Origin of the sequence: Streptomyces zaehneri (assembly GCF_032248645.1) — a bacterium.
Classification (GTDB): Bacteria; Actinomycetota; Actinomycetes; order Streptomycetales; family Streptomycetaceae; genus Streptomyces; species Streptomyces coriariae.
Genome location: NZ_JASTTJ010000023.1, coordinates 29,568 through 42,684, shown reverse-complemented (window position 1 = coordinate 42,684; position 13,117 = coordinate 29,568). Strand labels below are relative to the sequence as shown.

At 72.4% G+C, this 13,117-nt stretch carries 10 protein-coding genes and 1 tRNA gene; 6 read left to right on the top strand and 5 right to left on the bottom strand.

The genetic code is table 11. The annotated features are described in order from the left end of the window. Positions 1–47: 47 nt before the first annotated feature. Positions 48–2,780 (bottom strand): SpoIIE family protein phosphatase, encoded by a 2,733-nt coding sequence (locus QQM72_RS31190; protein WP_314224183.1) that lies wholly within the window; start codon positions 2,778–2,780, stop codon positions 48–50. 375 nt (positions 2,781–3,155) lie between these two features. Next, positions 3,156–3,240 (bottom strand) — tRNA-Leu (locus QQM72_RS31185). Positions 3,241–3,447: 207 nt separating this feature from the next. Between QQM72_RS31185 and QQM72_RS31180 the strand changes: the two genes are divergently transcribed. The 3 genes from QQM72_RS31180 to QQM72_RS31170 all read left to right on the top strand — a co-directional run bounded on the left by QQM72_RS31180 (position 3,448) and on the right by QQM72_RS31170 (position 6,284). Beyond that, positions 3,448–4,776 (top strand): M20/M25/M40 family metallo-hydrolase, encoded by a 1,329-nt coding sequence (locus QQM72_RS31180; RefSeq protein ID WP_020128277.1) that lies wholly within the window; start codon positions 3,448–3,450, stop codon positions 4,774–4,776. A 177-nt stretch (positions 4,777–4,953) separates the two neighbouring features. Then, positions 4,954–5,187 carry a chaplin ChpH gene (gene chpH / locus QQM72_RS31175; protein WP_028806602.1) on the top strand — a complete coding sequence of 78 codons (234 nt, stop codon included), beginning with the start codon at positions 4,954–4,956 and terminating at the stop codon, positions 5,185–5,187. A 188-nt stretch (positions 5,188–5,375) separates the two neighbouring features. After that, entirely contained in the window at positions 5,376–6,284 is a 909-nt protein-coding gene (locus tag QQM72_RS31170) for a chaplin (protein WP_314224182.1), read from the top strand. 69 nt (positions 6,285–6,353) lie between these two features. On the opposite strand, the gene QQM72_RS31165 is transcribed toward QQM72_RS31170, so the two are convergent. After that, complete coding sequence (locus QQM72_RS31165) at positions 6,354–6,542, bottom strand: DUF5703 family protein (protein ID WP_005485166.1); 189 nt, start codon at positions 6,540–6,542, stop codon at positions 6,354–6,356. Positions 6,543–6,589: 47 nt separating this feature from the next. Between QQM72_RS31165 and QQM72_RS31160 the strand changes: the two genes are divergently transcribed. Then, positions 6,590–7,282 carry a hypothetical protein gene (locus tag QQM72_RS31160; protein WP_314224180.1) on the top strand — a complete coding sequence of 231 codons (693 nt, stop codon included), beginning with the start codon at positions 6,590–6,592 and terminating at the stop codon, positions 7,280–7,282. Between the two features lie 118 nt (positions 7,283–7,400). Here QQM72_RS31160 and QQM72_RS31155 read toward each other — a convergent pair whose 3' ends face one another. Beyond that, entirely contained in the window at positions 7,401–9,776 is a 2,376-nt protein-coding gene (locus tag QQM72_RS31155) for a helix-hairpin-helix domain-containing protein (RefSeq protein ID WP_314224179.1), read from the bottom strand. Continuing rightward, positions 9,773–10,759 carry an aldo/keto reductase gene (locus QQM72_RS31150; protein ID WP_314224178.1) on the bottom strand — a complete coding sequence of 329 codons (987 nt, stop codon included), beginning with the start codon at positions 10,757–10,759 and terminating at the stop codon, positions 9,773–9,775. The genes QQM72_RS31155 and QQM72_RS31150 overlap by 4 nt, the downstream gene beginning before the upstream one ends. A 199-nt stretch (positions 10,760–10,958) precedes the next feature. Between QQM72_RS31150 and QQM72_RS31145 the strand changes: the two genes are divergently transcribed. Both QQM72_RS31145 and QQM72_RS31140 read left to right on the top strand, forming a co-directional pair. Next, on the top strand, positions 10,959–12,014 hold the full coding sequence (locus QQM72_RS31145) for an LLM class F420-dependent oxidoreductase (RefSeq protein WP_142269509.1): 1,056 nt from the start codon (positions 10,959–10,961) through the stop codon (positions 12,012–12,014). A 298-nt stretch (positions 12,015–12,312) separates the two neighbouring features. Continuing rightward, a complete protein-coding gene (locus QQM72_RS31140; protein WP_314224177.1) occupies positions 12,313–13,101 on the top strand; it encodes a ferritin-like domain-containing protein in 789 nt (262 codons plus the stop codon). Positions 13,102–13,117: the final 16 nt, after the last annotated feature.

Below are 13,117 nucleotides of genomic sequence, written 5' to 3'. Positions count from 1 at the left end.
TCCGGGCGTGCGCGCAACCGGGGTGGCGGTCCGGATTCCGTCCCGCTTCACAGGTCCGTCATCAGCAGACCGCTCAGGTCTCCGGGGACTCCGGCGGCGAGCGCCTGCTCCGCCCAGATGATCTTGCCTCGGTCGGTGTACCGGGTCCCCCAGCGGCGGGACAGTTGCGCGACGAGAAGCAGACCGCGGCCGCCCTCGTCGGTGAAGGCCGCGCGGCGCAGGTGCGGGGAGGTGCTGGTGCCGTCGGCGACCTCGCAGATGAGGCTGTCGCGGTCGTGCAGCAGCCGCAGGCTGATGGGGCTCGCTCCGTACCGGATCGCGTTCGTCACGAGTTCGCTGAGGATCAGCTCGGTCGTGAAGGCGGCCTCCTCGAGCCCCCAGGATTCCAGCCTGCGGGTGGCCGCGGCGCGGATCCGGGAGACGGCCGCCGGGTCGTCGGGCACCTCCCACTCCTCGACCTGCTCCGGGTCGAGCAGCCGGGTGCGTGCGACGAGCAGGGCGACGTCGTCACTCGACCTGGTGCGCAGCATCGCGTCGAGCACCGCCCGGCAGGTGTCGTCCGGGGTGGCGCCGTCCGTACGGGCGAGCGCCTGCCTCAGCATGCCGAGCCCGGTGTCGATGTCACGGCCGCGGGCCTCGACCAGGCCGTCGGTGTAGAGGACCAGCCGGCTGCCGGCTGCCAGCCGGAGTACGGCCGTCTCGACCGGCAGACCTCCTCCCACGCCGAGTGGCGGGGCGACGGGGATGTCGGGGAAGGTCACGGAGCCGTCGGGCGAGACCAGCGCCGGACCGGGATGACCGGCCCGGGCGAGGACACACCGCCCGGAGACCGGATCGTAGACCGCGTACAGGCAGGTGGCACCGGTGACGGCCTCGGTGTCGCCCTCGGCCGCCGCGTCCTGGTCGATCTGCGCGATCAGGTCGTCCAGGTGCGCGAGAAGCTCGTCCGGAGGCAGGTCCAGGGCGGCGAAGTTGTGCACCGCGGTCCTCAGACGACCCATCGTCGCGGCGGCGTGCAGACCGTGTCCGACGACATCGCCGACCACCAGGGCCACCCGGGCCCCCGGCAGCGGGATGACGTCGTACCAGTCGCCGCCCACCCCCGCCTGGGCGGGCAGGTAACGGTGCCCGACCTCCAGGGCGGACAGCTCGGGGAGCGCGCCGGGCAGCAGGCTGCGTTGGAGGGTGACGGCCGTGGTGTGCTCGCGGGTGTACCGCCGCGCGTTGTCGATGCACACGGCCGCCCGGGCGGCGAGTTCCTCGGCGGGGGACAGGTCGTCCGGCTCGAAGGAATCCTGCTCCGAACGCCAGAACTCCACGACACCCAGCAGCTGGCCTCGGGCCTGGAGCGGTACCGAGATCATGGAGTGGATACCGAATTCGACGACCCTCCGGGCCCGCTCCGGGTTCTGGACCCGCCATCCGTCGGCCATGGCGAGGTCCGCCACCAGGACCGGCCGGCCGGTGGTCATACCGATGGCCACGGGGTTGCCGGGCGCGTAGCGCATACGCCTCCCGACGGGATAGAGGGGCACGTCGTCCCGGATGCCCGCGGCCGCGATACGCCGCATTTCCCTGCTCGCCCCCGTCGGTTCACCCCCTTGCAGCACGGGCTCCAGCAACTCGACGGTGGCGAAGTCGGCGAAGCGCGGGACCGCCACCTCGGTCAGTTCCTCGGCGGTGCGCTTCATGTCGAGGGTGGTACCGATCCGCGTGCTGGCCTCGTAGAGCAGTTGCAGGCGCCCGCCCGCCACGTCCGCCCGGCCCGCGAGGGCGCGCAGCTCAGTGGTGTCCCGCAGGGTGGCCACGCTGCCGCCCTGCGAGCCCACCTGCCGCACGCTGACCGCGAGCAGGATGTCCCCGGCCAGGAAGACCTTGTCCGTGGCCGCCTCGTCCGACATCAGCAGTCCGGCCAGGGCCGGGCTCAGCCCGAGTCCGGTGACCGGCCTGCCCTCGGCCTCCGGCGGCAGTGCGAGCAGCCGGCGCGCCTCGTCGTTGACCAGCAGCAGCCTTCCGTCACCGTCCAGAATGATCACGCCCTCGCGGACCGCGTGCAGCACCGCGTCGTGGTGCTCGTACATGCGGGTCATCTCCACCGGCCCGAGCCCCCGGGTCTGGCGCCGCAAACGCCCGCTGACCAGCGCCGACCCACCCGCGGCCAGCAGCAGTGCGACACCGCCGGCGGCGAAGATCACCGGCAGTTGGCGCTGCACCACACCGGTCACCTTGTCCACCGTGACTCCCACGGTGACGAGGCCGACCGCGGTCCCCTTCTCGTCGAAGACGGCCACCGTCGAGTCGACCGCCTTGCCCAGACTGCTGTCGAACGTGGTCTGGTGGGGCTCGCCCTCGAGCGCCTGGCCGTAGGAGGTGGAGACGTGCTTGCCGATCTGGTCCGGGTCCGGGTGGGTCCACCGGAAGCCGTAGGGGCTCAGCGCCACGACGTAGTCGACGCCGGTCCTCTTGCGCACCGCCTCGGCATGCGGCTGGAGCGCCGCCGTCGGGTCGTCGCTCTTCATCGCCTCCGCGGTGCCCGGGGCGTACGCGAACGACTCGGCCGCCACCAGTGACCGGTCGCCGGCTTCCTGGATCGCGCGGTTGCGGTCCTGGATGACGAGTACCACCACGGCCGTGGTGATGAGCAGGAGGACGACCACCAGTTGCAGCAGGAAGACCTGACCGGCGACGCTGCGCGGTTTCCGCAACGACAGCAGACGTCGGCCGGCCGAAGGGTGACGGGCCTTCGGGCCGGCCTCCGGCGGCCCGTCCTTCGGTGGCACGCGGGCGGCCCGTCGGCTCGCTGGGGCATATTGCCCAAGTTTGCCCATTTTCCCAGTATCGGCGACCGGCCCGGCGGGCGCGGCCCAGGACCGGCCCGCCGGACCGGCGCGGTCAGCCCGGCGCCGCAGCAGGCGGGGAGCTGTCCGTCGCGGGGGTCCTGCGCGGACGCGGCGCGACACCCCGGCCCCGCGCCCGGCCGCTCGCCCTCGGACCGACGTGGCCCGAAGCCGACCGAACCGAGATCCGCGGGAACCCCGGCTGTGGCGCCCGAGGGCTCCGAGGAACGAAGAAGTGCCGGTGAGTCATATGACTCACCGGCACTCTGCGAACCTGTCGAGGACGATCTTTGATCGCCTTGTCTGGTTCTGTCTCTGTGTCCGAGGGGGGACTTGAACCCCCACGCCCGATAAAGGGCACTAGCACCTCAAGCTAGCGCGTCTGCCATTCCGCCACCCGGACAAGGTGTCTGTCGTGCGGGGTTTCCCTCGCGGCGACGTCGTAAACATTACCAGGCTTTCCGGGGTGCCCGATCACAGGCAGTCGCGCCCGTCGGATGCCGCGTCCCGCGTGAACGGCGTGTGTCGGGCCGGGACCGGCCTTGGGCGGGGAGCGGGGGAGAGGGAGGATGAAGGGGACCCACCAGCAGTGACAGCGGGAGGAACCAGCGTGAGCGCGACCGACGGCACGGCCAGGAGCGTCACCGGCGAGGACGAGGTCGTGGACCTCTGCCGCGAGCTGATCCGGATCGACACCAGCAACTACGGCGACCACTCGGGGCCGGGTGAACGCAAGGCGGCCGAATGGGTCGCCGAGAAGCTCGCCGAAGTGGGACTCGAACCGAAGATCTTCGAGTCGCACCCGGGCCGCGCCTCCACGGTGGCCCGCATCGAGGGCGAGGACTCGTCGAGGCCCGCGCTGCTCATCCACGGTCACCTCGACGTCGTTCCGGCCAACGCGGTCGACTGGACCCACCACCCCTTCTCCGGCGAGGTCGCCGACGGGTGCGTGTGGGGCCGCGGCGCGGTCGACATGAAGGACATGGACGCGATGACGCTGGCGGTCGTCCGCGACCGGCTGCGCTCCGGGCGCAGGCCGCCCCGCGACATCGTGCTCGCGTTCCTCGCCGACGAGGAGGCGGGCGGCACCTACGGGGCCCGTCACCTCGTCGACAACCACCCCGACCTGTTCGAGGGCGTCACCGAGGCGATCAGCGAGGTGGGCGGGTTCTCGTTCACCGTGAGCGAGGAGCGGCGGCTCTACCTCATCCAGACGGCCGAGAAGGGCATGCACTGGATGAAGCTGACCGTGGCCGGCACCGCCGGACACGGTTCGATGATCCACCGGGACAACGCCATCACCGAACTCTCCGAGGCGGTCGCGCGGCTCGGCCGGCACACCTTCCCGGTGCGGGTCACCAAGACGACCCGCGCTTTCCTCGACGAGCTCGGCGACGCGCTCGGCACCGAGCTGGACCCCGAGGACATGCAGTCGACCCTCGCCAGGCTGGGCGGGATCGCCAAGCTGATCGGCGCGACGCTGAGCAACACGGCCAACCCGACCCAGCTCGGTGCCGGTTACAAGGTCAACGTCATCCCGGGTGAGGCCACCGCGCACGTCGACGGGCGGTTCCTGCCGGGGCACGAGGACGAGTTCCTCGGCGACCTCGACCGGATCCTCGGCCCGAAGGTGCGCCGCGAGGACGTGCACTCCGACAAGGCGCTGGAGACCTCCTTCGACGGGCCACTGGTCGAGGCGATGCAGTCCGCGCTGCTCGCCGAGGACCCGACCGCCAAGGCCATCCCCTACATGCTGTCCGGCGGCACGGACGCCAAGTCCTTCGACGACCTCGGTATCCGCGGCTTCGGCTTCGCCCCGCTGAAGCTGCCGCCGGAGCTGGACTTCGCCGGGATGTTCCACGGCGTGGACGAGCGGGTCCCGGTGGACGGGCTCCAGTTCGGGGTGCGTGTGCTCGACCGGTTCATCGACGCGTCCTGAAGTGTCCTGGTGAAACGAGAATTCACCGGGCGGAGAACAGTCGAGGATAATCGGCCGCCTGTACGGGCGGAACTGGGAAGGGTGAATGCGCCGATAAGCTCGTAGCCTCATTAATTCCTCCTCGTTACTGGTGATGCGATCCGCTGCTTGGGATCGCATTGCCAACAAGGAGGAATAATGATCAAGAAGGTCGTCGCTGCTGCGGCTGCCACTGGTGGGCTGGTTCTCGCGGGCGCGGGTCTGGCTGTTGCCGATGCCGGTGCCCAGGGTGCTGCCGTGCACTCCCCGGGTGTCGCCTCGGGCAACGTGATCCAGGTGCCCGTGCACGTCCCGGTGAACGTCTGCGGTAACACGATCTCGGTGATCGGGCTGCTGAACCCCGCCTTCGGCAACACCTGCATCAACAAGTGACGTCGACCCGCTGAGGGGTCGTCCGTCCATACCTTCGGCCCCGGAGTGCGCGCCATGCGCTCCGGGGCCGACCGGTCTTTTTCCGAAGGAAAAGCCGAAGAAGTCGAAGAGCCCGAAATGAATCGAACAGCTGCCATGATGCGAGCGCATTCGGGACGAATGACAAGATCGAAAGCAGGGATTCAGCAATGCGACAGGTCACCCGTAAAAGCCTCATGACCGTGGCGGCGGCGACGGGGGTGATCGCCGCCGCGGGCGGCTACGCCCACGCCGACTCCGGCGCGAACGGCGGCGCCTCGGACTCACCCGGCGTGCTGTCGGGCAACTCCGTGCAGGCGCCGGTCAACGTTCCGGTGAACGTCTGCGGCAACACCCTCGACGTCGTCGGGGCGCTCAACCCGACCTTCGGCAACTCCTGCGCCAACAAGGGCGGCGGTGCGCGGTCGGGCGGCTACGGCGACCACCGGGGCGGCGGCTACGGCGGCCACCAGGACGGCGGCTACGGCGGCCACCACCAGGGCGGTGGCTACGGCGACCACCAGGGCGGCGGCGGAGGCCGGGGCGGAAGCCACGGCGGCGGCTACGGCGGGAACCACGGCGGCGGCCACGGCGGCTCCGGGACGCAAGGAGGCTCCGGGGGCGCTCACGCGGGCGGGCACACCGGCGGGTCGCCCGGTGTCGGCTCCGGCAACCACGTCCAGGCGCCGATCGACGTGCCGGTCAACGTGTGCGGCAACAGCATCGACGTCGTCGGGATCCTCAACCCGTCCTTCGGCAACGACTGCGCCAACGACAGCGGCACCGGCTCCCACACGCCCCCCTCGCGCGGCCACGAGACGCCGGGCAAGCCCGGAGAGCACGGCCCCGGCAAGCCGGGCGGGCACGGCCGGACCAACCCGTCCCGACCCGGGGGTGTGCCGTCCACCTCGGATCACGTGACCCCGGCCGGCGCCTCCGCCGTCCACGGGCCCGCCGCCCCCGCCGCGCAGCTCGCGCACACCGGCAGCGAGCTGCCGATGGGCCTCGCCCTGCCGGCCGGCGTCGGCGCGCTGCTCGCGGGCGCGGTCCTCTACCGCAAGGCGCGCCCCTCCGCGTAGGCCTGCGGGGTGCCCACGACGGAGCGGGCCCCGCCTCGGCGGGGCCCGCTCCGTACCCGTGGGATCACCTCACCACGTGGCCCGCACCTGGCGGATGATCCGCCGGCGCAACCGCACCCTGCGGCTGCCGTCACGCAGCAGGCTCAGGCGGTCCAACTCCCAGTGTCCGTACTCGGCATGGTCGGTCAGCAGTCGGGTCGCGTCCTTGCGGGAGACCCCGCGCGGTACGTAGACGTCGACAAATTCGTATTCCGGCATCGCATCTATTGTGCGGTCTGGGGTCCGGTACGGATAGCGTCTGCACTATGTCTGATGCTGCGCAGCCCACCGCTGCCGAGGTACGCGCCGCCGCCGAGGCGGTCAAGACCGCGCTCGACCGCCACCTGGCCGCGGTCGAACGCAGGACGGGGGAGGACGACCCGGCTGTCTACGAGGCGTTCAACGAGCTGGCCGCGGCCGCCGAGGTCTACGACGAACTGCTCTACGACCGATATGACGAGGTCACGCCCTTCGAGATCCCCGGCGCGGAGGACTCCCTGCCGCCGTACGCGGGTCCCGAGGAGCCGAACGCGCTGAGTGTGCTGATCCGCCGCGACTACGCCGTCGCCGAGCCACAGCGGCTGCTGGCGCAGGCCCAGCGGATCGAGGCGGCGGACGACGAGGGAGTGGGCGGGGCGGTCTCGGACACGGTGCACGGGGCGCTGGGCATCCTGTTCGGCGAGTTCGAACCGGACGAGATCGCCTCCCGGCACAAGGAGTTCGGCCTGGAGGAGGGCGACTCCACGCTGTGGGTGCTGGCGGCCGACGAACCGGCCGAGCCGGGCGAGTGGCTGGAGACACCCTTCGAGCAGGCCGACCCCGGGCGGGTGGTCTGCCGCTTCGACGTGAGCTCGGTGTTCGACGAACTCGACGACGGTGACGACGACGGCGACGACGAGGATCTCGTGGACGACGTCGAGGACGAGGAACTGGAGCCTCTGGACGCCGACCGCCGCTGACCGGCGGCCGGCAGCGGCCTGCGGGAGCGGCGTGCGGGAAACGGGAAGCGGAAGCTTCCGGATCTGCGTGACGGCGGCGGTTCCGAGGGGGAGACCCTCGGGACCGCCGCCGTTCGCGCTACTCGGCTGCCGGGACCTGGGTGCGCAACAGCACCGCGAGCCGGGTCGTGCGGGGCTTCGCCGGGACCTCGGCGACGGCCTTCGGCAGGGCCTGTTCCACGCCGTGCACCACGGACAGATGGCGCTCCCCCCGGCCGAACGCCGTGTACACCCAGGGTCGTGAGAGTGCCTGCCCGGCGTCCCCGGGCAGGACCACGACCGCCGCGGGCCACCGGCTGCCCGCGGCCTGGTGCGCGGTCAGCGCCCACCCGTGCCGCACGACCTGCTCCACCCGTTCCCTCGGCACGACCACCGGGCCGTCGGCGCAGGACAGGTGCAGCCCCTCCGCGTCGGCCGTCACCACCCGTCCGGGCACGGTACGGCCCGGCGCGGGCGAGTAGGCGATCCGGTCGCCGGGGTCGAAGCCGCCGAACCGGCCGGGGCCGGGATTGAGCCGTTCCTTGAGGGCGGCGTTCAGCGCGCGCGTGCCGGCCGCGCCGCCGTGCCCCGGGGTGATCGCCACCGTCTCCTCGGGGGTGATCCCGAAGGCCCGCGGCACCGAGTCGGCGACGAGCTGGACGGTCCGGTGCACGGCCTCGCCCGCCTCCCGCACCGGCACGATCACGATCTCCTTGCCGGGCGCGTCGACCTGGTTCAGCTCGCCGATGCCGACGCCGGAGACGAGTTCACCGATCGGCCCCGGGTCGGGCGTGCGCGAGGCGACCTGCGGGCACGCGCGCGCCGCGAGCAGATCGGCGAAGACCCGGCCCGGGCCGGCCGACCACAGCACCGCCGGATCACCGCTGAGCACCAGCCGTGCCCCGTCCGGCAGCGACTCCACCAGCATCGCGGCGCTCTCCACGTCCAGTTGCGGTGCGTCGAGCAGGACCAGCAGGTCGAGGGCGAAGGCCCCGTCGGCGTCCCGCCCGGGACCCTCGGTGCCGGCGAGCAGCCCGGGGACGGTCACGACGGCGCCGTCCTCGGCCCGCTCGCCGAGCAGAGCCGCGAACCGCTGCCGTCCGTCCGGCGTGTGACAGGCCGCGACCGCGCGCAGGCCCAGGGTCCGCGCCGCGGTGAGCAGCGCCGCCGGTTCGGCCCGGGAGGCGTCGCCGCCGGTGTGCAGCACCAGGCCGTGTCCGGCGACGGCGCGCAGCAGTTCGGCGGTGCTGCCGGACGCGCCGGCCGTCACCGACTCCCACCGCGCGGAGGACTCCTTGGCCAGGGAGTTGACCACCCGGGCCAGCGCGTCGGCGAGGCTCTCCTCGGCCAGTGCGTACCGCTCCAGGCCCACCAGGACACGGACCGGCCGGGACTCCGCGCCGTCTTCCCCGCCCTCTTCCTCGTCGGCCGCGCCGTTCGCGTGGTTCTCGGCGGGCTCCTCGGGCCGGCCGGTCCGGGCGGCGTCCACCGGGTCCAGGGCGTCCTGGAAGACGAGGGCCTCGCCCTCGGCCAGCGCGCTCTGCACGGCCGCCTCGGCGTCCGGCACGGCCTGCCGGCCGAGGGCGGCGGTGAGCGTCGGCAACTCCAGGGCGGTGTGCCCGGCCAGGGCAGCCTGTTCGAGCAGCCAGACCGTCACCGCGCGGCCGCGCCGTTCGTCGTCGGGGGCGCACTGCGGGCCGAGCAGCGCCCGCGCGAACCCGTCGGCCTGCTCGGGACGCACACCGGGGACGCGCAGCAACTGCCACGGGTCCTCACGCAGCAGATCCTCGGCGCCCTCACCGAGCACGGCGGCGGTCTGCGGCGCGAGTGCCTCGGGTGCGCCGCCGCCGGAGAGCACGCGACGCACGCCCTCGACGGCCTCGGCCGCGGGTGCCGGTGCGGCAACCGCCGCCGACTCGGGGGTCGCCGGCCGGTGACGGCGGACCGGCTCCGGGGCGGGGCGGCGCGGGGCAGGCGCCGGCTCGGCGAACACGGCGGCCGGGGGCTTCGCTCCGCCCTCCACCGCACGCACCGCCGCCAGCAGATCGGCGGCCTTCCCGCTCAGCTTGGTCCCGCTGGCGATGGGCTCCGCCTTCTCGGCCCGGCGCCGCTCGATCCGCTCCCGCTCGAGCTTCTGCGCGGCGAGCTCGGCCTGCGCCTCGGAGAGCTGCGCGGCCGCTTCGGCGGCCTCGTCGGCCTTGCCCGCCTCCGTCCCCGCTTCTGCCTCTGCTTCCGTCTCTTCTTCTGACTCCGCCGACGGGTTTGCGTCTGCGGAGAGGGTCTCCTCGCCTTCGCTCACGTCCTCCGCGTCGCGCGCGGGAGGGGTGTCGTCGTCGTTCGTCGAAGCGCTGTCGGCCGGCGCCGGTTCGGGCTGCGCCGTCGCCGTGTCGTCCGGGGTCCCGGGCTCCCCGGCGGCCTCCGGCGTCGCCGGTCCGGCGTTCTCGGTGCTCTCCGGGGGAACCGACTCCGTGCTCACAGCGTGCTCCAGTCGTGATCGGGATAGCGGTGCACGGGCGCCGACACGTCGTCGAGGGCCCGGCAGATCTCGTCAGGAAGACTAAGGGCCTCCACTGACAATGCGGCCGTGAGCTGCTGCGCGTTGCGCGCGCCGACGATCGGGGCGGCCACGCCCGGCCGGTCGCGGACCCAGGCGAGGGCGACCTGGAGTGGGGTCACCGCCAGCCCGTCCGCGGCGGTCGCGACGGCGTCCACGATGCGGCTCGCGGTGTCGTCGAGATACGGCTCCACGAAGAGCCCGAAGTGGTCCGAGGCGCCGCGCGAGTCGGGTGGCAGGGCGTCACCCCGGTACTTGCCGGTGAGGACGCCGCGGCCCAGCGGAGAGGAGGGCAGCAGACCGATGCCCAGATCCAGGGCGGCCGGCAGCACCTCGCGCTCCACGCCGCGTTGCAGCAGCGAGTACTCCATCTGTGTCGCCGCGAGGCGGGTCCGGGTGCCCGGCGCGGAGAGCTGCCAGGTGGCCGCCTTGGCGAGCTGCCAGCCGCAGAAGTTGGAGACCCCGGCGTATCTGGCGCGGCCGCTGGTGACAGCGATGTCGAGGGCCTGGAGGGTCTCCTCCAGCGGGGTGTCGGGATCGAAGGCGTGCACCTGCCACAGGTCGACGTGGTCCGTGCCCAGCCGGGCCAGCGAGGCGTCCAGGGCGGCGAGGAGGTGCCCCCGGGAGCCGTCGTAGCGGCGGTCCGGGTCGGGGACGCTGCCCGCCTTGGTCGAGATGATCAGGTCCCGGCGCGGCACCAGGCCCTCCATCAGTCGTCCGAGCAGGTATTCGGCGTCCCCGTCGCCGTACACGTCGGCCGTGTCGAGGAGGGTCCCGCCCGCTTCCCAGAACGTCTTCAGGACGTCCGCGGCGTCGTGCTCGTCGGTGTCGCGGCCCCAGGTCAGGGTGCCGAGCCCGATGCGGGACACACGCAGGCCGGTGCGGCCGAGATGCCTCTGCTCCATGGTCGCCGAGATTACTGGCCAGAACTGGGCAGTGGGTTGCCTGTGGATAACCGAATTTCCGGGAGGCGGAGCCGAGTTCCGCAGGCCGGGACCCCGGCTCCGATCGGCGCGACCCTCGCCACACCGCCCTCCCGTGCCCCCGGCCCCCGCGCTAAGGTCTCCGCAACAGCGTCGTTACTGATCAGTAAGGGGATCGGCCATGCAGCTCGGGATCAACCTCGGCTACTGGGGTGCCGGAATGGACGGCGACAACCTCGCCGTCGCCCAGGAGGCCGACCGCCTCGGATACGCCGTCTGCTGGGCCGCCGAGGCCTACGGCTCCGACGCGGCCACCGTGCTCACCTGGGTGGCCGCGCAGACCGAGCGCATCGACGTCGGCTCGGCGATCTTCCAGATCCCGGCCCGCCAGCCGGCGATGACCGCGATGACCGCCGCCACCCTCGACTCGCTGTCCGGCGGCCGTTTCCGCCTCGGCCTCGGTGTCTCGGGACCGCAGGTCTCCGAGGGCTGGTACGGCGTCAAGTTCGACAAGCCGCTGTCCCGCACCCGGGAGTACGTGGAGATCGTCCGCAAGGCGATGACGCGGGAGCGGCTGTCGTACGACGGCGAGCACTGGACGCTGCCGCTGCCGGGCGGTCCGGGCAAGCCGATCAAGCTGACCGTCCACCCGGAGCGCGAGCACATCCCGCTGTACATCGCCGCGATCGGCCCGAAGAACCTGGAGCAGACCGGCGAGATCGCCGACGGCGCCCTGCTCATCTTCCCGTCCGCCGAGCACCTCGAGGACACCGCGATCAAGCACCTGCGGGCCGGGCGCGAGAAGGCCGGCAAGACGCTGGAGGGCTTCGACGTCTGTCCGACGCTGCCGCTGGCCCTCGGCGACGACAAGGACGTCGAGCGCCTCGCCGACACCTTCCGTCCCTACACCGCGCTGTACGTCGGCGGCATGGGCAGCCGCAAGCAGAACTTCTACAACCAGCTCGCGCGCCGCATGGGTTACGAGGCCGCGGCCGACGAGATCCAGGACAAGTACCTGTCCGGTGACAAGCAGGGCGCCGCGGCCGCGGTACCGCACGAGCTGATCGACCGGACCACGCTGCTGGGTTCGGTGGAGCGGATCGCCGACCGGATGAAGGCCTACGCGGCGGCCGGTGTCACGACGCTCACCCTCGCCCCCGCGGGCTTCACCCTGGACGAGCGCCTCGCCTCGCTGCGGGCCGGCGCGCAGGCCATCGAGCTCGCCGGACTGAGCTAGCCGGACTGAGCTGGCCGCTCCGGGCAGGCCGGTCGCTGCCGCCCGGTCCGGGCCGACCGGGACGGGGGAGCGCTGGAATTTCAGCGGCCGTGGTGGGGGCTCGGGGGTCTTCCCCGCCACGGCCGTCACGCGGAACAACGCGCCACGCGGTGCCTGGTTACGCTTCCGGGCCGACTCCCGGGGTACCTCTTTCGGCGGAGTTGTCGGACACAGCTGTTGCAGCGCCTCCCGTGCCGCATTTGACTCGTTCCTTGCGGAATGCTGCGGAATCCTGCGCAATGCGGAGAGGTGCCCCACGATGCTTTCGGCCAAGAGCCTGTTCCAGGAGATCATCGACAACGACGAGTCCTTCGCGCTCTTCTGTTCCATCGCCGCAGGCGGGGAGTCGCAGGGCGGCTGGGAGAACGCCCGGATCGCCGCGCTCGTCCCGCGGAGCGAACGGCACCTCGCTCCCAAGATCGCCCGGCACGGCGCCGACGAGGACAAGCACGGGCGGATCTTCAACGCCCTGATGCGCAAGCGCGGGCTCGCCCCCGTGCCCGTTCCGCGCGACACCGACTACACGATGCTTCTGGAGCGCGCCGGCATCGGCCTCGCGCACGACCGGCTCCGGGCCGACCATCCGCTGACCGCGCACGACATCGTCACCTACCTCGCCCACAGCCGGGTCACCGAACAGCGGGCCGCCGAGCAGATGGAGCTGCTGCGCAGGCACTTCGCCGACCACCCCGACCTCGGCCGCGCGGTGAAGATGATCTCGAACGACGAGGACAACCACCTCGCCTACTGTCACGAGGAACTGCTGCGCCTCGCCCGCGCGGGGCACGGCCGCGCCATCCAGCAGACGCTCCGCCGCTGCGCGCTCGCCGAGATCCGGATCTACCGCGACGTGAGCCTGGCCGTCATGGCCCACATGGGAGACATCCTCGGCTGGCCGAGGGTCAGGTCGGCGCTTCTCGCGGCCGGCATCCACGCCGTGTACGCGTGGGAGCGGTTCGCGGGCTGGCGGCGGATGGTCTCCCTGGAGATGCCCGAGCGCCGCGACGCGCTCGGCGGTCCGGCGGTCCCGGCTCCCGAGTACGCCTGACCCCCGACGGCGGGGC